Here is a 20,724-nt window from a genome sequence, read left to right on the forward strand (position 1 = left end):
GGGTGGGTTATAGGGTCGGTTCTCTAGTGGTCTCGGTATAACCGCTCGGGGCGTACTGGACGGTGTGAGACTCACCTTCCTCGGTGATGACGGTCAAGAGATCGACGTCATTGGAATAGGAAGCGATTTTTAGCATCATATTTCCGGCCATGAACTGCGCTGCGGGTACGTATGGGCCGCCCTGCCAGGGACCATTTTCGATACGAACGACGATCTCGCCAGCCACTGGGGCCTCGAAACTGGTGATGTAACCGTGCGGATCATCGGGAACACATTGCCGATAGTCTGCAACCGAATCGACACCCCCGCAGAGCCCCTGGTACGTGAAATTCATGGAGCGTAGCCAGTCATCGAACCGCTCATCAGCCCAAGCTTCCAGATCGGCCTCACTTGTCGGGGCATCTGAGTTGGTTGCCGTAGGAAGTCTTCCGTGGGTAGCTTGATATTCCCCATCCGGTGTTGTGGTCGTGACTTGCAGCATGCCATCGCTGTGCCTGCCGATATAACCGTGCAGAATCTCGGCGAGGTAGGGCACGGTGAACACCCTGTCGGGATCATATTCGCCACCACCCCAGGAATCCGGCAACAGCGTGACGATCAGCTCGCCTTGGCGGGGTGCTTCGATTGTATCTAAGTATGCGATGGGATCATCAGGACTGCATTCCCGGAATTCCTCAAGCGTTGCAAAGGGAGCATCACATTCGCCAGAAAAGTTCCCGTTACCCACATTGTCCTTATAGACCCTGTTTAACGTGGTCAGCAGGTGTTCAAGACTTTCGGCAGCACCAGGCCCCTCGGTGACTACATCGGTGGCCGGTGAGCTCTCAGGTTCTTCCGAACTACTTTGTTGGTCTGCATCATTTGTGATGACAGTGGCCTCGGTGCGTGCCGAGCTCTGGGCGTCATTGGTTTCCTCAGGACTCGCGCCGCAGCCTGCGAACATTAAAGCTGCCACGGCGGCGAGAAGCATCGGTACGCGTTTCATTGCTCGATCCTCTGAACGGTGTGGTGTGACGCTGCCACGCTAGCAGATCAAAAAACCCCGAGAAACAGCGGAATTACCGTCTGGACCTGGCGAAATAAGATCGTCTTTGAGGAATTGTCCAGACAATTCAGCCCTGATCTTGAGATGAATTCAAGTTCGCGACCAGGACCGTTGCCTAGACTCTTAATTATCATCTTCGAGGTGTGAGTGATGAGAGCATGATGCCCCGGGTTTTGAAACCCCGGGGCATCATTCTTATGTGTTTTTTGGGGCCTGCCCGAATCGTCCTAGCGTGGATCGGGCTGGTAGTCGGCGAGGTCGTCGTTCTTGAACCGTTCTTGGACGTCTTCTAATTCGTCCCAGTCGATGTAGACCACCGATTGGCCACCACCTTCGGTGCCAAGTCCGGAGGTTGGCAAGGTGAAGCTGGTGATATCGTTGGCACGAACCGACGACATTGAAGTGCCCAGGCCGACCATCGTGCCGGCACCGAAGTCACCATCGAGTGCAACGTATGGTGTTGTGGCATCAATGAGGTCATTGAGTTTGCCGGGGCTGGTGAGGGTATCGCGGGACAGGACTTCAGAGGCCATGCCCTTCATGAACAGCTGCTGGTTCTCTACGCGGGTGTAGTCGCCGTCAGAGAAGTTCCTGCTGCGCACGAATGTGAGTGCTTCATCGCCGTTGAGGGTTATAGGCCCTTGCGCGAACTGGTGGTCACCGTAGGAGAATGCCTGCGGATTGTTGACCTCGACGCCGCCCAGGGCATTGGTCATGTTCTGGAAGCCATTGAAGTCTGCGACGGCGACGTGGTCGATGCGCTGGTCAATGATGTCTTCGACGGTCTCGATCATCAGCGGCACGCCACCGTGGGACATTGCGGCATTGATTTTGGAGTGACCGTGGCCTGGGATTTCGACCCAGGAGTCACGCATGATCGACATGATCTGTACGCCACTGCGATCCGATGGGATGTGGGCAACCATGATGGTATCGGCACGGTTGCCCAAATCATCGAGGATAGGCGTTGTTGTATCTGCTCTGGAGTCGGATCCGAGCAGCAGAATATTCATCGACGGGTCGTCTTCCCCTTCGGCGGCCACACTGGCCTCGGGGCGAGTCGATTCTTCTGGGAATGCGTCGTCGATTGTCTCGAAGTCGCCCAGTTTCGACAGGGCAGCCCAGATAATGCCACCGGCGATGAGAACAAACACCAAGAAGATGCCCAGGGTCCAGAACAATACTTTTTTCTTAGACTTAGGCCGGCTCTCTGTGCCTGTTGGTTCCAGAAGATTCTCAGTCATATAAGAGACTATATAGCGTTGCTTATAACGTAGCTGCTCGAAACAAGTTGTTTACGGGCAGTTTCATGGAGGGCCCATGCTTTGTAAGGTCAGCACGGACCCTCCGAGACTGGCAGTTGCTATGCGGTGGGATAGTGCTGCTTTCGGAATTCGGCGGCGACCTGTAGGGTGCGCTCCATGGCCTCAGGTTCACCGATGCTAATCCGCACACCGTCATTGAGGTTTCGCACTGCAAGGGATTGAGCCACGCAAGCGTCCTCGAATGCTGTAGAGAGATCACCGAGCGGGAGCCAGACGAAGTTGGCCTGGGCATCCGGTATATTCCAACCTTGACCACGCAGTTCGGCGACGAATTGGTCGCGTACTTCCGCCACGGTTTGAGCGCGCTCTAGAACTTCGTCAACACGGTCTATTGAAGCGATTGCCGCCTTTTGGCTCGGTGCGGTCACGCTGAATGGGATGAGCGCTTTGCGCACTTGACTAATGATGTGGGGTTTGGCTACAGCGTACCCAATCCGTAGCCCAGCGAGGCCGTGAGCTTTGGACAGGGTGCGTACCAGGACGAGGTTGTCATAGTCGTTGAGCGCTGCCAGTCCGTTGACTGCTGCGGGGTCGGTGATGAACTCCCAATAGGCTTCGTCCAACACGACGAGTACATCAGAAGGTATCCGGGTCATGAAGTCGTCGAACTCACTTTTACTGATCGTCGGACCCGTCGGGTTATTTGGTGAACACAGCAGGACTAACCGAGTGCGATCGGTGATGGCGTCGGCCATCGCTGTGAGGTCGTGCTTGAACTCGTTCGTGAGTCCAACCGGTTTTTGGGTTGCTCCGTTGAGCGCCGCAGCCTGAGCATAGAGTTCGAAGCTGGGGGAGGGGTACACAACTTCGGTTCCGGCCTCAAGGGTGATGTGACTGATGGCGGTAAGCATCTCTGAACCACCGGCTCCGACGATGAGATGATCGCTTGGCACCTGTAAATAATCGGCGAGCACGGAGATCAGCGCGTTCGCAGACGGGTCCGGGTAATTGGCAGGGTTGAACGGCTCCGCTGCCGATTCCAAGACACCAGGTAGTGGTTGCAGGCAAAGCTCATTGGACGACAGTTTATATGGCGTGAGGCCGGGGGCTGCTGCCGGCTGCTTGCCTGCTTTATAGGTCGGTACGTTCGCCAGTGCGGGGCGGAACGGGGAGTTGGTTGTTGTTTGTGTCATTGCTTTGCTTACTTTCCTTGACCGCTCAGTTCTTTTTCTGGAATTTCTTGGTTTACTTCGTCGACCGGAGTGGTGCGTTTGATCGTGAATCCGGTGTACGCATAAATCAGATTGATGAGTGGTACCAGAATGGCGAAGAAGATAAACGGAATAAATTCTGTTGCGGCTATACCAAAGACGCCGGAAGCAAAGACAGCTGGAACGGACCAGGGGACCAGGTTAATCCCCACGGTGCCGGTGGCTTCGGCTGTGCGGGTGAGGTTCAGCGGTGACAAGCCCATCTTTTTATAGGGAGTCAGAAATGCGCGAGCCGGTAATAGAACGGAGACATACTGCTCACCGCTGGCAAACGCCACAACAAAACCTGCGCCGAGTGATCCGGCGACCATGGAGCCTGGGCGCTTGATGCGTTTGACCAGAGAACCTATGAGGACTTTGAAAGAACCGGTGGATTCGAGCACACCGCCGAGCGCGGTGGCGATGATGACCAACGCGATGGTGCCGAGGATCGCTTCGATACCACCTCGAGACAGCAAGCTGTCGAGGAAGTCCACTCCTGTTTCTGACGAGTACCCGGAGGTCATGGATTGCAGGACGGCTGTGACCGTGCTGCCTTGCACCAGAAGTGCAGTGGCGGCGCCGAGCAAGGATACGAGAAGCAAGGTGGGCAGTGCTGGCATCCTCAGGAACATGAGTCCCAACGCGAGAACCGGCACGATCAGGAGGGCAGGGTGGATCACGAATTGCTCGTTGAGACCCGACATGAGGGCCGTGAGATCGCTGGTATCTGCGCTGGAGCTGGACGACATCGAGGAGCCGATGAACCAAAAGATCAAAGCACTGATGACCAGTGCGGGCACGGTGTCCCAGAGCATGTGGCGAATGTGCGAGAAGAGCTTGACCCCGCCCATGGCCGCTGCCAGGTTGGTGGTATCAGACAGTGGTGAGAGTTTATCGCCAAAGAATGCGCCGGAGATGACGGCGCCCGCAACGATGGCTGGTGGGAAGCCCATGCCTTCGCCGATGGCCATGAAGGCAATGCCGACGGTCGCGATGGTTGTCAGCGAGCTGCCCAAGACCAACGAGACTACGGCCGGTACTAGACAGGCTAGTGCTAGGAAGAAGTGCGGTGAGATAGCTTGCAGACCGTAGTAGATGATGGCTGGAATGAGACCGCCTTCGATCCACGTGCCGATGATCGTCCCGATCAAAAAGAGGATGAACACCGCGGGGAGTGCTCGGTTCACGCCCTGTGCGAGCGAGGTTTCGAGTTCATTCCAGGTATATCCGAGACTTTTTCCAATAAGGAGTGCAATGGCGACCGCTGTCATTAGCGGGATGAGCATGCCGATGTCCCAGAAGGAGATCGAGACTAGAGCCATGATGACCAAAACAGCGATCGGCAGTAGCGCGATCGGAATGGAGGGGAGCTTATGTGCTTGCATGGATTCCTTTGGATGCGAATCGTTTGAGATGTAGAACACATAATCCGCAATACGGTTGGTGAACGCAAACTAAATTCTACAAATATTGGCAAAATGCTCAACGGTATCGTGATCCGCCTCTCAGAATGCACAACTTATGACCTACGGTTGGCTCTTTCCGCGAAGGCGTCGAGGGCATCCGTCAGGACCCGGACGGACCATACCGACTGACCTCCAATCTTGCTCTCGGTCCGCAGTAGATTGCGCTCAACGAGCCTGTCGAGAATCTTGTACGCAGTGGATAGTGCCACACCTCGCTCTTGCACCATGCCAACGGTAAAAGCAGGCTCCATGACACATAGGTTCGCAACGATTTGGAGATTTTTCGTTTTTCTTTGGGCGGTTGCATAAATTTCGGCGCGTAAAGTCTCGATATCGTTCAGAAGTACCTGGACATTGGCCATTGAGCTACGAGTAGCCGCGACAAATTGCTCGATGATGGGAATGATGGACCCGCGTCGATATGCGTTCAGTGCTTCAAAGTATTGTTCCGTGTCAGTGAGTAGTCCCGAGGATAAAGGCACCGTAAAGTTCTGCGTTGTGCCTCGGGAGCGCAGGATTGCCGAAACTAGCGCTCTGCCGGTCCTGCCATTGCCGTCGGTGAAGGGGTGAATGGTTTCGAACTGTGCGTGCGCAATGGCTGCTTGAGCTATTGCCGGGATGTCGGTGCGTTGCATGAATTCGACAAGATCCTCGAGCGATGAGCTGACTGTTGAGTGCTCCGGAGGTACGAACATCGCGCTAACGGGGGAGTGTCCGCCGATCCACACTGGCTCTTTGCGCAATCGGCCTGCTTGTTTGGGGTCCGAGTCATTGAGTAGAGCACGGTGCATCTCGAGCATCGCGTTCACGGTGAGGTCGTCGGCGAGTTGCAGTGCTGCTTCGAGCGCCATGGTGTTTCGCGCAATGAGACTCGCGTTTCGTCTCGTGTTATCGCCGAGTCGGGCTAAAGCGATTCGTCGTGCATTCGCGGTTAAGTGTTCGATTTGGGAGCTGGCGGAAGATTCGCTGCGAAGTAGTACCGCGCTAAAGGGTGCGCCACCTTCGTACTGCGCATCGAAGCGGGCCAGATCTTCGTTCACGGTTTGTGCCATGGACGCTATGTCGGAGGGCAGGTTTGTCGTGATGTGAGCGATGTGCGGTACAACTGCCTGTTGATAAGTTCCCTTATTTGCTTGGCGCCGTCGCTTGGACCACAGGGGGTCAGTCGTTGCTTCCGACTCAGGCCATTGTTGTTCGCGGTATTGTACAGGCGGCCAAGAGTGCGTCAATGTGCCCCCTTCCTCTGTTTGTTCGATGCTAATGAGAAAATTCTTTTCAATTTTCTCATTAAGTTTACTAATGAGAAAATTATTCTTGCAGATCCAGTACAATTTCGGGGCGGCCATTCTTAGGTTGTGTTGGTGCCTTGAGGGCGCGACACCGTTCGTCATGAAATGTCCGCTTGATACGATGTAAGCATGCCTCGCAGAGTTAAAGATTTCCGGGGGCTCACAGAGGAATCCCGGGTACGCCTTCTCCACGCTGTCCAGCTTCATCCGGGACAAGCGCTCAAGGATCTCGCCTCCGAAGCTGACGTTCATGTCAATACGGCGCGTGACCATTTGCGGGTCCTAGAAGCTGAAGGATTCGTGGTGAGCGCCCCGGTGGACACCGGCCGCCGCGGTCGTCCTCCGATGGGGTATTGGCCGGTTGAGCGTAGCGAACATAGTCCAGCGGCGCAGGAGCGTGCGGAAGAAGCGAGCGCTCGCGGCGAATTGTTGCGACGGCTCGCGCCGGATCGTGATCACGGCCAAGCGCTTGAGGTGGCCGCGGCTCATCAACTCGATGTGCTGTATGAGCATCTTGAGGACGCCGGTATGGATCCCGTGGTCAATAGTGATGATCTGACAGTCGGTGTGCGGCCGTGTATTTATCAGGGATTATTGGAGTCAGAGCGGCCAGTGGTGTGCTCCGTGCACGCAAAGCTAGTGCGTCAGCAGCTGGAGCAGGTGGACGGTCCACTGAAGTTGCGGCGTTTGCATCCATTCACTACAGCGCACAGCTGCCTGTTGGTGTTGGATTCGGACGAGCAGGAGCCGCTTGTGTCTGAAGAAAACGCTGCGGTACCGGGTATTGCTGCGGATCGTAGTGATGTTGAACTTGGCGAATTTGCTCTCGAGGCGCAGCGTCGTGCCGAAGACGGCTCAGGCGGGGACGGGCCGTCCTGTCCACTGTAGGTTGGCTGCGTCGCACATATATCCGACGCAAATATTTGGGTTGTTCAACAAATATTTCTGCTGACTTTTTCAGCGCTTCATGGCGTTCAGGCTCTCGTGGTTGTGAATTTTTCCGGGCCGCCAGAGCGTCTTGTTTCATTTGCCGAGCAGCCTTCGGTTCGGAGCCCTCGGCCTAGTCATTGCCCGCTGTCTGCTCAATGAGGTCGCTCTTTTTGTGGTCAGAAGTGGGGTTGTCTTACTCGCGAGTAGGTGGTCGGATGTATCGCGGCATTCTGGTTGGTTGCAATTAACTCGATTCGAAAATTGTTCTGGGCGGCAAATTCCCACCATTGTTGTTTGCTGCAGTAGCAACTAAATTGTTCCAGTATCAACGCAAAGCGTGATTCACATCACAAACTTTCTGAATGGAGCATGACAATGGTCGACAATATCTACGCATCCGACGAGAACTACAAAGATACCGAACGTCAACTTGAAGAGATGCTAGATAAAGCCTTCGGTCAGGGTGCTGAAGAAATGGAACGCCGCGGTTTCAAGCGTCGCGTTGGTTTCGGCAGCCGTCCGGCCGTGATTCACATTGACATGGCAAACGCCTGGACACGTCCAGACCACGCGTTCACATGCCGCAATATGGATACAATCATCCCGGCCTGCCAGGACCTGAACGCAGCGGCTCGTGCCAAGGGTGTACCGGTCATTTTCATTACCACCGCATACGAAGTTCTAGATACCTCTCTGCCGTCGGATATGGGCCTGTGGTCCCAGAAGATCCCATTGGAAACCCTGGATCCGTCAACCGGTGCCGCCGATATCGACGACCGCATCGCCCCACAGCCAGGCGAATTGGTCATCACCAAGAAGCGCGCCTCAGCTTTCCCAGGTACCTACCTCAACCAGTTCTTGACTGCCAACCGCATCGACACGCTCATCGTGACCGGTGTGACCGCTTCGGCTTGTGTTCGCAACACAGTTGAAGACGCTATGGCAGAAGGCTTCCGTCCAATCGTCGTTAAAGAAGCAGTTGGCGACCGCGTTGCAGGCACTGTCGCATGGAACCTCTTTGATATCGACAACAAGTTCGGCGACGTCGAAAACCTCTCGACCGTTGTGGACTACCTCGGTAACCTGCCGAACTTTGAAGACACCGTTCCAACTCCAACAGCACAGGTTGTTGATCAGCGTCCTGCTGATGCTGAGTTCGCTGTCTAGTACCAACCTGCCCACCACGGGTTCACAAGCACGACACCCTTTACCCGGACTCTCCCCGGAAGGAAAATTATGAAACGCATTGGCGTAGACGTCGGCGGTACTTTTACGGATTTGTACTATGTTGACGATCAGACTAACGAAGGCGCGGTTGAGAAAGTTCCCTCAACCCCAGACGATCCCTCGATTGCGGTAATCGACGGATTGAAACGCCTCAGTCAAAAAGCCGGCATCAAACTGTCGGAAGTAGACCAGGTGGTCCATGGAACCACAGTCGCAACCAACACCGCGCTGACCCATAAGGGCGCCGAGGTCGGTATGATCACGACCGAGGGTTTCCGCGATATCCTTCACATTGCGCGTCACAAGAAGCCATATAACTTCTCGCTGCAGCAGGACCTTCCGTGGCAGACCCAGCCGCTGGTCAAACGTCGTCATCGGCTGACGATCAAAGAGCGCATTACCGCACCGCACGGTGACGTGCTGCGAGCACTGGATGAAGACGAAGTGCGTACCCGGGTACGTGAGCTCAAGGCCGCCGGCGTGGAAGCCATCGCCGTGTGCCTGTTGCACTCGTACCTGAACCCGGCTCACGAGCAGCGGGTAGGGGAAATCGTCAAAGAGGAATTCCCCGAAGCGTACCTATCGTTGTCCAGCGAAATTGTTCCGCTGTACCGCGAATACGAACGCTTCTCAACCACTGCACTCAATGCCTACGTCGGACCACGCGTTTCACGTTACGTGCGTCGTCTGCAGTCCGAAATTGAGGCACTGGGCTACGACCGTGAGATCCTGCTAATGCAGTCATCGGGCGGTATGGTCCCGGTCGATGAAGCGGCCAAGATCCCGGTTTCGCTCATGATGTCCGGTCCGGTCGGCGGTTTGATCGGCGGTATGTGGGCAGGTAAGAAATCCGGTTATGAGAATACCGTGACCCTGGACATCGGCGGTACATCTGCTGATATCGGGGTTTCCTATCAGGGTGAGCTTCGCATGCGTCACCTGCTGGATACCAAGATTGGTGATTATCAGGCGATGATCCCGATGGTCGATATCGACACGATCGGTGCCGGTGGTGGCTCGATCGCTTACGTTGATGCCGGTGGGGTCTACCGTGTTGGACCACAGTCGGCCGGTGCCGATCCAGGTCCGGTGTGTTATAACCGCGGTGGTACTGAACCGACCGCAACCGATGCGCAATTGCTCCTGGGTCGTATGCGCCCAGAGCGCATGCTGGCAGGTTCCGGCATCGATTTGCGTCCGGACCTCTCCAAAGAAGCCATGGAAAAGGTTGCCGATACGCTCGAGATGTCGGTAGAAGAGGCAGCACTCGGTGCCCTGCAGGTCATGCGTTTCGGTATGACCCAGGCAATCGAAGAAAACTCTGTTCGCCGCGGCTATGACCCTCGCGACTTCACCCTGGTTGCTGCCGGGGGAGCTGGTGGCCTGTTCGCTTGCGAAATTGCGTCCGAACTCCAGGTGCCAAGTGTGCTGGTGCCAGCGAATCCGGGCATTATTGCTGCCCTTGGTCTGCTGGCGACGGATGAGCGCTACGAATTTGTCAGCACTGTCCGCTTCCCACTCGCCGGTGCCGATAAACCTGCACTCCAGAAATCCTATGAAAACCTGGAAGCCAAAGCCACGCACCAGTTGGATACCGAAAAGGTCGAGCAGGGTCGGCGCAAACTGCAGCGCCTGGCCGATGCCCGGTATGAAGGCCAGGGCTATGAAGTTCGCTTCGATGTGCCAGACGGCGATATCGACGACGCTTGGTTGGATGAGGCCGAACGCCGCTTCCACGCTGCCCACGAGGAAGAATACGGTCACCGTTTCAGCCACGTCCCAGTTGAACTGATCAACATTCGTGTTGAAGCCACCGCCGAAATGAACGAACTGCCCGTCGTGGCTGGCGAGAGCACCGGCTCACTCGATGCGGCACTCGTGGAAACCCGCGACGTAATCTTCGACGAGGTTGGCAAACCAGTCACCCACGCGACGCCGTTCTATGATCGCCAGAAACTCATGGTCGGTCAGACCTTCGAGGGCCCAGCGATTATTGAACAGTACGATGCGACCGTCGTGGTTCCACCACGCTTCAAGGGTCGCATCGACGAGGTCGGCAATATCGTCATCGATTGCCCAGCCAATGAAGATTCCGCAGAAGAACTGGCCACCCCAATTCTGATGCGCGTGATCGGTGGTGCGCTGAACTCAGCCGCCAAAGAGATGGCCTCGGTCTTGTTCCGCATGGCGTACTCGTCGATTATTCGCGAATCTGAAGACCTCGGTGCCGGACTCTTCGACATTAACGGTAACGTGCTGGCCGAATCCGACTCGACCCCGATGTTCATGGGATCGATGCCGAAGATCGTCAAAGGTGTGATCTCGGTGCTTGGCGATGACATCCACGAAGGTGACATCATCCTGCACAACGACCCATACCTGGGCGCCACCCACTCACCAGACGTGGCGATTATCAAACCGATCTTCCACGATGGTCAACTCGTTGGCTTCTCGGGAGCTTCCGGTCAGCTGATCGATAACGGTGGTGCGTTCTCGGGGCTGATGGTCGATATTCAAGACGTGCAGTCTGAAGGCCAGATGTTCCGTGCGGTCAAGATCTACGAAAAGGGTGTTCGCCAAGAATCCCTGATCAAACACATTCTGAACAACACCCGCACACCGACCTCCAACCAGGGCGATTTCCAAGCCATGATTGCCGCAACCGAGCTCGCCTCGAATCGGTATCTTGCGCTGGTGGAACGCTACGGCCTGGACGCGGTGCGCGATTCCGGTCAGGCATGGATCGACTACTCCGAACGCATGCTGCGCCAAGAAATCGCCAAAATCCCAGACGGTGTATACGAAACCGAAATGGGCTACCTCGACGACGACGGTCGCAACTACGGCAAGAAACTGCCGATCGCGGTCAAAGTCATTGTCGAAGGCGACGAGATCACCTACGACCTAACCGGCTCGTCCGAACAGGTCCCAACCGCATATAACTGTGCGTTTGAAGGTACGACCGTCTCAGCGTTCACGTTCATTACCAGGATGATGTTCCTCGACGAAGTCGCCTTCCCGGTCTTCGTACCCCAGAACGAGGGCATGCTCAAACCGCTCAAGGTAATCGCACCCGAGGGCACGATCTTCAATCCGAAATACCCGGCGGCCACGTTCTCGCGGTTCTCGCAGGTTCAGCGTGCTGTGGACCTCGCACTGCGAGCCCTGTCCCCGGTCATCCCGGAGAAGGTCACGGCCGGTAACTCGGCACACATCCACTTCATGTCCTACTCCGGTTGGGATGAAGCACAGGGTGAATACTGGGTCTACCTGGAGGTCAACGAAGGGTCCTACGGTGGTCGTCAGACATCCGATGGTCCGGACTCGACCGACAACCTGATCGCCAATACCCGTAACAACCCGATCGAAGAGCTCGAATGGCGCTTCCCAATGCGCACGGATCGCTACGAATTGCGTGATGAACCGGCAGCAGCAGGTGAGTTCCGCGGCGGCATCGGCATCGTTCGTGAAAACACCTTCCTCACTGACACCATGATCACGTGTGAGGGCGAACGTCACGAATCGGATCTGCCGTGGGGCGCGTTCGGTGGTCATGATGGTTTGAACGCGTCGATCGTGAAAAACCCTGGCCGCGAAGGCGAAGAAGCCTGGCCGTCCAAGGTTACCGGCCGCACCTTGGATGCCGGCGATTCGATCCAGATCACCGTCCCATCGGGTGGTGGCTTCGGCGAACCTTCGAAGCGCGATGCCTACAAGGTACTTGAGGACGTGCTTGACGGGTTCACCACCAAGCAGGCCGCCTTCGACGACTACAAGGTCGCACTGGCAGAACGCGACGGCAAACTCCAGGTTGATGAGGAGGCCACCGCCAAACTCCGGGCGGGTGTCGTCACCGCATCAACCAACGCATAAACCTCCAAGATAACTGAATACCGAACACACTCACCCGTGGCAAGGACGGAAGCCACTTCCTTGCCGCGGGTGAGTTTTTTATCCCCAAAGCCAAAACCGTGACATCACTTCTATAGCTCAAACACCTTTTCCTAGGAGCCATCATGGCCAACCAAAGTTATGCATTCCGGAAAATAAGTCTCAAAGAAACTCGAATCGTCACCCTCATCGCCTTTCTCGCCTGGGTCATTGCGGTCTACGACTACATTCTCTTCGGCACGTTGTTGCCACGCATTGAAGAAAGTTTCGGCTGGGACAACAGCCAAGCCCTGTTCGTTTCCACCCTGGTCAGCGTGGGCGTCTTCCTCGTCATTATCCTGTTCGGGCCACTTATTGACCGTCTTGGTCGACGCAAAGGCATGATGGCCTCGGTCGGTGGATCCGCTGCGGCAAGTGGCGCCAGTGCACTGGCCGTCGGGGGTGCCAGCCTCGTTGGTATTCGTGCGCTTTCGGGTGTTGCCTTGGCAGAACAGTCGGTCAACGCGACTTACCTTAACGAGGTCTATGCGCTGTCGGAAGATAAGAAGGTCAAAAAGAATCAGGGTTTGATCTACGCATTTGTTCAGACCGGGTGGCCCGTCGGCGCACTGCTGGCGGCAGGTTTCGTCAGTCTGGTGACCATGTGGTTCGGTCCTGAAAGCTGGCGGATGGCCTTTTTGATCTCGATTATCCCTGCGGCCGCGGTCTTTGTGCTCATCTACGTGTTCCTGAAAGAGACCCCACAGTTTGTGGCGATGAAGCAGATGAAGCTCCTGCAGAAAGCCGGCGATCATGCCGGTGCCCAAAAGATTTCAGACGAAACCGGCCTGAAACTGTCGACCGAAGCGCCACTGCGTCAGATCTTTAATTCGGTACACCGTCGCAACACCATCGTGTTGTGTGTCGTATGGATACTCAACTGGATGGGCATCCAGACCTTCTCGGTTCTGGGAACCACCGTATTGGAGAGTGGCAAGGGCGTGGATGCTTCAAGCGCGTTGCTGATGATTATCGTCGCCAACGTGGTTGGTGCACTCGGCTACATCACCCACGGGTGGTTGGGCGACAAACTCGGCCGCAAGAATGTGATCGTGGGCGGCTGGATTATCGCCGGCATCGCGTTCACCACCATGATGCTCGGGCCAAGTACCCCAGGGTTTGTGCTGCCGATGTACATGATCGGTCTCTTCTTCCTGCTCGGGCCCTACGCGGCCATCATGTACTTCCAAGCAGAATGCTTCCAGCCGGAGTGCCGTGGTACCGGCTCGGCCTTCATCGTCTCGATGAGCCAGCCCGGGGCTGTTGTCGGTGGGTTTATTCTTACCGCACTGGTCACCGCCAACTTCGGACTGACCAATGCCACGATTGTGATTGCCCTGGGAGGTATCTTGCTGTCCGGTCTGATCATGATGCTAGCTCGCCCGGTCAAGACTTCCGGTGATGACCTCGAGGAGGAAGAGCAGCCGGTTGTGGCACAAGCGCCCATAACCCCGCAGCCGTAACCGCTATACAAAAATACTGGTGCCGCGCCCCGTATGGGCGCGGCACCAGTATTTTGCGGTATTTAAGCGTCGGGGTTTTGTGCCCACATGTCCGGACCAAAGACCTCGTAGTGGATCGAAGCGCTTGGCACTCCCTGATCCATGAGGGTCTTGCGAGCAATCTGCATAAATGGCAGCGGACCGCACATGAACACCTGAGCTTCGGCTGGTAGTTCGACGTCGGATAGGTCCATGAAACCTGGTCGAGCCGGGTGCAGGGTAGGAGCTTTTTCGGCGCCTTCCTCGTACCAGTTCTGTGCTCGCGCATCGGACATTGCGAGGACTTGGCGGCGCAGGCCGTCGTACAGTGCGTGGTGCGAGTGGGTTTTATCGGCGTGGAAGAGACGAACGGTACGGTCCGGATTGCGACGCGAAAGGTCTTCCATGATCGCAGCCACCGGCGTGATGCCGATACCGGCTGAGACGAGCACCAGGGGAGCCTCAGACTCATCGAGAATGACGTCGCCGGCTGGTTGCGAGACATCCAGGATCGTGCCCGGTGTGGCGTTTTCGTGTAGCCAACCGGAGACCCGGCCATCAGGGTTGCCGTTGATACCGCGAACGCGCTTAATGGTGACGCGCAGGGTGTCGCCACGCGGCCCAGACGAGATGGTGTACTGGCGTGGTTGGCGACGTCCGTCTGGCAGGTCCACGGCGAGACCGACGTACTGGCCGGTGCGGTGGGCCGGAACAGTTCCCGAAACCGGGGAGAGCAACAGGGAGAAAACTTCGTCGGATTCCTCGAAGCGTTCCACCACACGGTATTTGCGGTAGGGTTCCGCTGGATCGGTCCCAGCTTCGGCGTAGAGGCGTGCTTCTTCGGCGATGAGTGCGGTGGCGAAGAGCCAGTAGACCTCATCCCAGGCCGTGGCGATTTCCGGGGTGGCTGCATCGCCAAGGATTTTGGCTACTGCGCCGAGCAGATAGTGCCCAACGATCAGGTATTGCGGTGCGCTAATGCCCAGGGAGACGTGCTTATGGGCGATGCGCTGCATGACCGGTGTGAAGTCTGGTGCATCCGGGTCGATCAGGTTCACCGCAAACGCCACGACTGAGGCGGCGAGTGCTTTTGGCTGCTCACCGATGGCCTGGTTGGCCTCGTTGAAGACGTTGAGGAGTTCGGGGTGGGCCTCGAACATATCGCGGTAGAACAATACGGTGGCGTCATCGGCGATTTCTGCAACGACTCCGGCGGTTTCTTTAACAACGGCTTCTGATGCGGGTGACAGTTTCATGGACGGGTTCATCTCCTTGGGACAATGATTCTCTCGACCATTTCGAGAACATCATCATTGTCTCCCGTCCGAGAATTCGGCGGTTGGTTTTTCACCGTGTTTATTCAGTGTCCCTAGTCAACTCGTGCTCTCCTGTTGGAAATCATCCCAGATCTCTTGGACGTCGATATCGAAAGCAGTATTCTTGAGCCCGCCAATGTAGTTGTCGAACCATTCTTGTACTTCGTTTGACTGGTAGGCGTCACGCAATGCTTCGTATTTCTCCGGCTCGTTTTCTGCAAAACCGGGAGCCGCCGCGATCACCACCGTGTAGGGAAGTTGAGCTTCAGCATCTTCCTCGATAATCAGCGGGTCTGTGGCGTCGACCTCAACGTCTGATTCGGCGATAAGCCGGGTGAAGGAAAATCCAGCGTCTACGTCTGGAAGCGTCTGTGCTAGTGACTGTTGATCCACTTCGATAAATTCGAAGTCACGAGGGTTGTCGATGATGTCTTCTTGTGAAATCTCCGTGACGTCCTTGGAGTCATCGATTGTCAATACTCCTGCCTCATGTAACAACAGCAGACCTCGTCCATTATTGGCGCGATCAACCGGGAGGGCGATCTTAGCGCCCTGTGGTAGATCTTCTAGGGCATCGTGGTGCTCTGAGTATATGCCCGCAGGGGCCTGAAATACGGCGAAAAGTGGTTCGACGTCAAGGTTGTAGTCCCTGTTGAACTGCCGCAAATACGCTAGGTGTTGGAAATAATTGACGTCGTATTCCTCGTTAGCCACGACCTGGTTCGGCTGCACGATATCTGTGACATAGGTGGTGTCTAACGTCCAGCCTTCGGCTTCGAGTGTATCTTTTGCGATCTCAGTGGGCTCTTGGAAGGGACCCGACTCAGTGAGGATCATTGAAATACGCTGTTCATCGTTGTCGGCGAGACCGCATGCGCTCAGTGTTAGTGTGCTTGCAGCAGCAAGACTGCCAAGGAGCAGTCGTTTCGGGGAGCGGAAAGTGTTCAAAACGTTGCAGAAAGAAATCACAAGTATCCTCCATCGTTGCTGGCGGTAGCACCGGGCCTGTAGGCAGGTTGCTGCGACGTCGTAGAGCCAGATCTCTCGGTCGCTCTGGATGGGTGTTTATTCGCCATAGCGAAGTGGTCAGTCACTATACAGTGATGAGGGCACGCTTGCTTGTTGGGCTTCACAAACTGTAAAACAGGCTGTGAGGCATGTCGACGCTGGCGTTAGGGGACCCTTGAGCCTTCAACAATGGCAAGGAGTGTCTTAATTTTTCGTTTTGCGCAGACTCAGACGATATTGTTCCGGATCCCGGTCCAGGTGGCCGGCGATGTGTTGCAAAAAGGGCTGCAAAAGAACTTGTCCTAATTGGACGAGCATGACCTGCATGACCTGATCTTCGGCCTCGCGAGAGGTGGAGGCGATACCTCGGGAACGCAGATCCTCAATCTGATCCAGCGCCATGCGCGTGAACCGCTCGGTGATGTCGGTGCCCTCACCGTTGGTTTCGATCAGCATCATGCGGCGCAAGTAGGCTACGACTAGCGGGTTCTCATCGACGTGGTCCATGAGGCGCTGGTCCAGTGCTCGCACGACGCCGTCCACGTTTGCGTCGGATGGTTTATAGGCAATCGCTCGTTGAATGCCGTCAATAATGTCGTCTTCAACGGCTTGTATCAGGCCAGCTTTGGTGCCAAAGTGGTGAGTGATAAGACCAACCGTGACGCCGGCGCGTGACGAAATCGCGCGCATCGAGGTGGCATCGGCGCCGTTGAGGGCAAAGAGTTCCAGAGCCACCTGGCGGATGCGTGCCTTAGCGGTGAGATCTGCGTTGAGTTCTGCAGTGGACATACGGTCTACCTTATTGGATGGCACAGGCGTCGCTGTTCGATGAACTTAAAAAATATGGGACGCCTAAATTGTACGGTATATTGTACAACCATATAGTCCACGTGAACGACGTCACTTTGGGGTGGTTATGAAAGTCGTAGTGTTAGTCAAGCAGGTGCCGGATACCTATGAGAAGCGTTCGATTGCTTTGGATACGGGTATGTTGGCCCGTGAGGCGTCGGAGAACATCGTTGATGAGATTGACGAACGCGTGTGTGCGGTGGCTGCGGAGCTGAAAAAGGCTGGCACTGCTACTGAAGTTGTTGCGGTGACGATGGGCCCGGCAGGTGCTGACAAGGCTATTCGTAAAGTGCTCGCACTGGCTGCCGATAGCGCGGTGCATATTGTTGATGATGGGCTGGCGGGCTCGGATATGATCCAGACGGCTCGTGTGCTGGCCGAGGCTGCCAAGGATGCTGACCTGATCCTTTCCGGGGCCGAGTCCACCGATGGTGGTGGAGGTATGGTTCCGGCGATGATGGCTGAGATTCTCGGTCGCGCTCATATTCCGTATGCTGACTCGATTGAGGTTGCCGAGGGTTCGGTGACGGCTGTGACCAATACTGATACACAGAAGCTCACCCTTTCTGCTGCCACGCCTGTGGTGGTGTCGTTGACTGAGAAGGCTGGCGAGCCGAAGTTGCCGAACTTTAAATCCATTCGTGAGGCCAAGAAAAAAGACATCACGGTGACGTCGTTGGCAGATCTTGGTGTCGCTGCGGGACCGGGGGCGGCGTATGTGCGCAATGTGATGGTGTCGGCGGCGGAACGGCCGCCGAAAGAAGCCGGTGTGAAGGTTTCTGGTGACACCGCTGCTACTGAACTTGTTGACTTTCTTGCCACTCGGCACTTGATCTAAAGGAGTCCTGAGATGACTAAAGTGCTTGCTGTTATAGCTGATGCTGACCCTGCTGAGGTATTGGGTGCCGCCTCGATTGTTGGTGAACCTGTTGCTGTGGTGACCCAAACCCCTGATGCGCAGACGCTTTCAGAGCTGGGTGCCGCCGGCGCTACCGAGATTTTTGTTCATGCTGGTCCGGAAGATCAGTTGGGTTCAGCGGTGGTGGCTGCCGGGGTTGCCGCAGTACGTCACTACGGTGCCTCGCTACTGTTGGCTACGCAGAATCCGGTGAATGCTGCGATCGCTGGACGGATTGCTATCGGTGCCAAGGGTGCCGTGGCCGTTGATGCGACCGGGTTGTACTGGGACGAAGACGGTCAGGAACCGGTTGCCCAGCACGCGGTATTTGGTGGGGATTACAACACCGAATCCACCGTGGAGGGTGGTCTGATGATCGTCACGATCCGTCCGGGTGCTATCGAGGCTCGAAGGGATGCGGTGGCTGATCCTGCCGTGGTGCACTCGGATGCTGAGATTTCCACGGCTGTCGGGGCCACGATTGTGTCGGCCGAGGAAGTCGAGGTCAGCGGGGACCGGCCAGCATTGACTGCTGCTTCCGCGGTGGTGTCGGGTGGTCGTGCGTTGGGTTCGGCAGAGAATTTCTCGTTGATTGAGGATCTGGCGGATCAGTTTGGTGCGGCTATTGGTGCATCGCGTGCTGCCGTGGATTCTGGGTATGTGCCGCATAATTTGCAGGTGGGCCAGACCGGTGTTGCTGTGTCGCCTGATTTGTATATTGCGGTGGGTATCTCTGGTGCGATTCAGCACTTGGCCGGGATGCAGACTGCTAAAACCATTATTGCGATCAACAAAGACGAAGACGCGCCAATTTTTGATGTGGCCGACTTTGGTGTGGTGGGGGATCTGTTTGAGGTCTTGCCACAGGTTGTTGACGAACTCAAGACTCGTAAAAGCTGATATTTATGTCGAAACGTCGCATGGTCGGCTGGCAACCCCTGGCGGTAGAAAACACTGATGCGCCAACTCCGGCGCCAGCTGACACTGACCCCCAACCTCCCGTTGAGCCAGTTACATCCGAACAAGCCACCTCGGAACCCACACCAGCGCCCGCTGCACCGGTAGCTGAAGCACCGGTCGAACAACCCGCAGAACAGCCAGCGGCCAATGTTCAGGCGCCTGCCTCGTCTGGTCCGGTGCAAGACCCTGCCGTGGCCCGGCGCCGGATGGCAGGTTGGCAGCCACTCACAGTTGCCAATACTGCCGCACCTGACACTGTTGCTGGTGCCGCTCCGTCCTCTGCTGCAGAGCAGTCTGTAGCAAGTTCGGCTGAACCAGCTCAAACGCAAGAAGCTCCAGAGCAGGCGATTACCGGTGAGGTTCCGGCGCAAACGGTGCAGTCTTCGGGTCCGATTCAGGATCCGGATGTTCCGCGTCGTCGGATGGCTGGTTGGAGGCCGTTATCGGTAGCTCATGATGGCCCACCAGCTGTCGTTGCTAGCGGGACGGCTTGGCCGCAGGCTGGTGTGGCAGAGTCTGAGCCAGTCGTAGCTGCTGAAACAGCTCCTGCTCAAGAGGCGGTTCCGGCAGGGTCAACCAATGCTGCGCCTGCTCCGGTTACCGAGGATCTGCCACGACGACGGATGCAAGGGTGGCAACCACTTGCGGTAGGCCATCCCGACAGTATTGCTTCACCTGCTGTTACTAAAGAGCCTCCTGTTGCTGACCCGCAGCCTGCCAAGCAGCGTATGGACTCGCCAACGCCAGAAACTGCACCGGTGAAGCAGCGTATGGGTGCACCCGCGGCGTCGTCACCGGTTGCTGAGCCTGAGGTGAAGATGCCGGAAGTGGTGACGCCGCCACCGGCGGCTCAGCCTGCGGCGACCGAGACCGTGGAAAAGGACGTCGTCAGGCAGCCATCGAAGCTTCGCAAGGCATTGCTCTCGTTGCTGGGTGTGGCGCTTGTTGCTGCCGGTGTGGTCTTGTTGGCTCAGTGGTTGCGAACCTTGGATCCGGTGGCGGAGTTTATTGGTACGTATGATGGCACCCCCACGCATCGGGATGGTGTGACTGCTGGTATCCCCGGTTGGGTTGGTTGGCAGCACTTCTTCAACTTCTTCATTATGGTCATGGTGATTCGTTCAGGGTTCTTGATACGCAATCAGGAGCGACCGGAGGCGTATTGGACCCCCAATGCTGGTGGTTTCTATTCGCCTGGGAAGAAGAACACTCCACAGAAGGTGTCGATCCAGCAATGGATCCACCAGTCGTTTAACGTGCTGTGGGTAGCCAATGGACTGTTCTTTTACATCATGGTGTTTGCCACTGGCCACTGGATGCGGATCGTGCCGACGAATTGGGATATTTTCCCCAATATTGTCTCGGCTGGGCTGCAGTATGTGTCGTTGGACTGGCCGGAAGAACACTCGTGGGTGTACTACAACGCCCTGCAGATCATGACGTATTTCCTGACGGTGTTTGTTGCGGCACCGTTGGCGGTGTTGACCGGGTTGCGGTTGTCGACTTGGTGGCCACAGCATGCCGGGATCAACAAGGCTTTCTCGTTGCCAGTGGCGCGCAAGATCCACTTTGGCACCATGGTGTATTTCATCGTGTTCATCCTGGTGCACCTGTTCTTGGTCTTCACGACAGGTATCCTGTCGAATCTGAACATGATGTTTACCGCCCGCGATGCTGGCGACTGGTGGGGGATCGGAGTCTTTGCCGTCTCTGTTGCCGTCACCGTTGGTGTTGCCTGGTTGATCAAACCCATCTTTATCTCCCCCATTGCCGAAAAGACCGGAAAGGTCTCAACACGCTAAGGAAT

Annotated in this window: 15 protein-coding genes and 1 riboswitch; of the genes, 7 read left to right on the forward strand and 8 right to left on the reverse strand. The window is 56.3% G+C overall.

The annotated features are described in order from the left end of the window. Positions 1-7 precede the first annotated feature (7 nt). From G583_RS0105735 to G583_RS0105755, 5 genes are all read right to left on the reverse strand, one after another. A complete protein-coding gene (locus G583_RS0105735; protein ID WP_022870234.1) occupies positions 8-985 on the reverse strand; it encodes a hypothetical protein in 978 nt (325 codons plus the stop codon). A 287-nt stretch (positions 986-1,272) separates the two neighbouring features. After that, a complete protein-coding gene (locus G583_RS0105740) occupies positions 1,273-2,289 on the reverse strand; it encodes an LCP family protein (protein ID WP_029629302.1) in 1,017 nt (338 codons plus the stop codon). A 119-nt stretch (positions 2,290-2,408) separates the two neighbouring features. After that, positions 2,409-3,503, reverse strand: coding sequence for a histidinol-phosphate transaminase (locus tag G583_RS0105745; protein ID WP_022870236.1), 1,095 nt, complete (start codon positions 3,501-3,503; stop codon positions 2,409-2,411). Between the two features lie 8 nt (positions 3,504-3,511). Continuing rightward, the gene (nhaC, locus tag G583_RS0105750; protein WP_022870237.1) at positions 3,512-4,948 is read right to left on the reverse strand and encodes a Na+/H+ antiporter NhaC; all 1,437 of its coding nucleotides are present in this window, start codon (positions 4,946-4,948) and stop codon (positions 3,512-3,514) included. A gap of 134 nt (positions 4,949-5,082) precedes the next feature. Further along, entirely contained in the window at positions 5,083-6,081 is a 999-nt protein-coding gene (locus tag G583_RS0105755; RefSeq protein WP_051129657.1) for a Fic family protein, read from the reverse strand. 366 nt (positions 6,082-6,447) lie between these two features. On the opposite strand from G583_RS0105755, the gene G583_RS0105760 reads away from it, so the two are divergent. The 4 genes from G583_RS0105760 (at position 6,448) to G583_RS14605 (ending at position 13,868) form a co-directional block, all read left to right on the forward strand. Continuing rightward, the gene (locus G583_RS0105760; protein WP_156832056.1) at positions 6,448-7,206 is read left to right on the forward strand and encodes a helix-turn-helix domain-containing protein; all 759 of its coding nucleotides are present in this window, start codon (positions 6,448-6,450) and stop codon (positions 7,204-7,206) included. A 417-nt stretch (positions 7,207-7,623) separates the two neighbouring features. Further along, positions 7,624-8,415 carry an isochorismatase family protein gene (locus tag G583_RS0105765; protein WP_022870240.1) on the forward strand — a complete coding sequence of 264 codons (792 nt, stop codon included), beginning with the start codon at positions 7,624-7,626 and terminating at the stop codon, positions 8,413-8,415. 69 nt (positions 8,416-8,484) lie between these two features. Further along, entirely contained in the window at positions 8,485-12,348 is a 3,864-nt protein-coding gene (locus G583_RS0105770) for a hydantoinase B/oxoprolinase family protein (RefSeq protein WP_029629305.1), read from the forward strand. Between the two features lie 143 nt (positions 12,349-12,491). Beyond that, the gene (locus G583_RS14605; protein ID WP_022870241.1) at positions 12,492-13,868 is read left to right on the forward strand and encodes an MFS transporter; all 1,377 of its coding nucleotides are present in this window, start codon (positions 12,492-12,494) and stop codon (positions 13,866-13,868) included. Between the two features lie 62 nt (positions 13,869-13,930). Here G583_RS14605 and G583_RS0105780 read toward each other — a convergent pair whose 3' ends face one another. The 3 genes from G583_RS0105780 to G583_RS0105790 all read right to left on the reverse strand — a co-directional run bounded on the left by G583_RS0105780 (position 13,931) and on the right by G583_RS0105790 (position 16,999). Beyond that, positions 13,931-15,142, reverse strand: coding sequence for a globin domain-containing protein (locus G583_RS0105780; RefSeq protein WP_022870242.1), 1,212 nt, complete (start codon positions 15,140-15,142; stop codon positions 13,931-13,933). 117 nt (positions 15,143-15,259) lie between these two features. Further along, the gene (locus tag G583_RS16275) at positions 15,260-16,171 is read right to left on the reverse strand and encodes a MetQ/NlpA family ABC transporter substrate-binding protein (protein ID WP_245540579.1); all 912 of its coding nucleotides are present in this window, start codon (positions 16,169-16,171) and stop codon (positions 15,260-15,262) included. 6 nt (positions 16,172-16,177) lie between these two features. After that, a riboswitch (SAM riboswitch) is annotated at positions 16,178-16,266 on the reverse strand. Between the two features lie 148 nt (positions 16,267-16,414). After that, entirely contained in the window at positions 16,415-16,999 is a 585-nt protein-coding gene (locus G583_RS0105790; protein ID WP_022870243.1) for a TetR/AcrR family transcriptional regulator, read from the reverse strand. Between the two features lie 127 nt (positions 17,000-17,126). On the opposite strand from G583_RS0105790, the gene G583_RS0105795 reads away from it, so the two are divergent. The 3 genes from G583_RS0105795 to G583_RS16925 are packed head-to-tail and all read left to right on the forward strand — an operon-like array spanning position 17,127 to position 20,719. Continuing rightward, the gene (locus tag G583_RS0105795; RefSeq protein ID WP_029629307.1) at positions 17,127-17,897 is read left to right on the forward strand and encodes an electron transfer flavoprotein subunit beta/FixA family protein; all 771 of its coding nucleotides are present in this window, start codon (positions 17,127-17,129) and stop codon (positions 17,895-17,897) included. A gap of 12 nt (positions 17,898-17,909) precedes the next feature. Beyond that, on the forward strand, positions 17,910-18,857 hold the full coding sequence (locus G583_RS0105800) for an electron transfer flavoprotein subunit alpha/FixB family protein (protein ID WP_022870245.1): 948 nt from the start codon (positions 17,910-17,912) through the stop codon (positions 18,855-18,857). Positions 18,858-18,862: 5 nt separating this feature from the next. Continuing rightward, positions 18,863-20,719 (forward strand): cytochrome b/b6 domain-containing protein, encoded by a 1,857-nt coding sequence (locus G583_RS16925; RefSeq protein ID WP_022870246.1) that lies wholly within the window; start codon positions 18,863-18,865, stop codon positions 20,717-20,719. Positions 20,720-20,724 lie beyond the last annotated feature (5 nt).

The sequence above is a fragment of the Yaniella halotolerans DSM 15476 genome (assembly GCF_000420805.1).
GTDB classification, from domain to species: domain Bacteria; phylum Actinomycetota; class Actinomycetes; order Actinomycetales; family Micrococcaceae; genus Yaniella; species Yaniella halotolerans.

Coding starts and splice junctions, on each gene's coding strand:
- G583_RS0105735 (WP_022870234.1), bottom strand. CDS start 985: ATGAAACGCGTACCGATGCTTCTCGCCGCCGTGGCAGCTTTAATGTTC.
- G583_RS0105740 (WP_029629302.1), bottom strand. CDS start 2,289: ATGACTGAGAATCTTCTGGAACCAACAGGCACAGAGAGCCGGCCTAAG.
- G583_RS0105745 (WP_022870236.1), bottom strand. CDS start 3,503: ATGACACAAACAACAACCAACTCCCCGTTCCGCCCCGCACTGGCGAAC.
- nhaC (WP_022870237.1), bottom strand. CDS start 4,948: ATGCAAGCACATAAGCTCCCCTCCATTCCGATCGCGCTACTGCCGATC.
- G583_RS0105755 (WP_051129657.1), bottom strand. CDS start 6,081: ATGGCACAAACCGTGAACGAAGATCTGGCCCGCTTCGATGCGCAGTAC.
- G583_RS0105760 (WP_156832056.1), top strand. CDS start 6,448: ATGCCTCGCAGAGTTAAAGATTTCCGGGGGCTCACAGAGGAATCCCGG.
- G583_RS0105765 (WP_022870240.1), top strand. CDS start 7,624: ATGGTCGACAATATCTACGCATCCGACGAGAACTACAAAGATACCGAA.
- G583_RS0105770 (WP_029629305.1), top strand. CDS start 8,485: ATGAAACGCATTGGCGTAGACGTCGGCGGTACTTTTACGGATTTGTAC.
- G583_RS14605 (WP_022870241.1), top strand. CDS start 12,492: ATGGCCAACCAAAGTTATGCATTCCGGAAAATAAGTCTCAAAGAAACT.
- G583_RS0105780 (WP_022870242.1), bottom strand. CDS start 15,142: ATGAAACTGTCACCCGCATCAGAAGCCGTTGTTAAAGAAACCGCCGGA.
- G583_RS0105790 (WP_022870243.1), bottom strand. CDS start 16,999: ATGTCCACTGCAGAACTCAACGCAGATCTCACCGCTAAGGCACGCATC.
- G583_RS0105795 (WP_029629307.1), top strand. CDS start 17,127: ATGAAAGTCGTAGTGTTAGTCAAGCAGGTGCCGGATACCTATGAGAAG.
- G583_RS0105800 (WP_022870245.1), top strand. CDS start 17,910: ATGACTAAAGTGCTTGCTGTTATAGCTGATGCTGACCCTGCTGAGGTA.
- G583_RS16925 (WP_022870246.1), top strand. CDS start 18,863: ATGTCGAAACGTCGCATGGTCGGCTGGCAACCCCTGGCGGTAGAAAAC.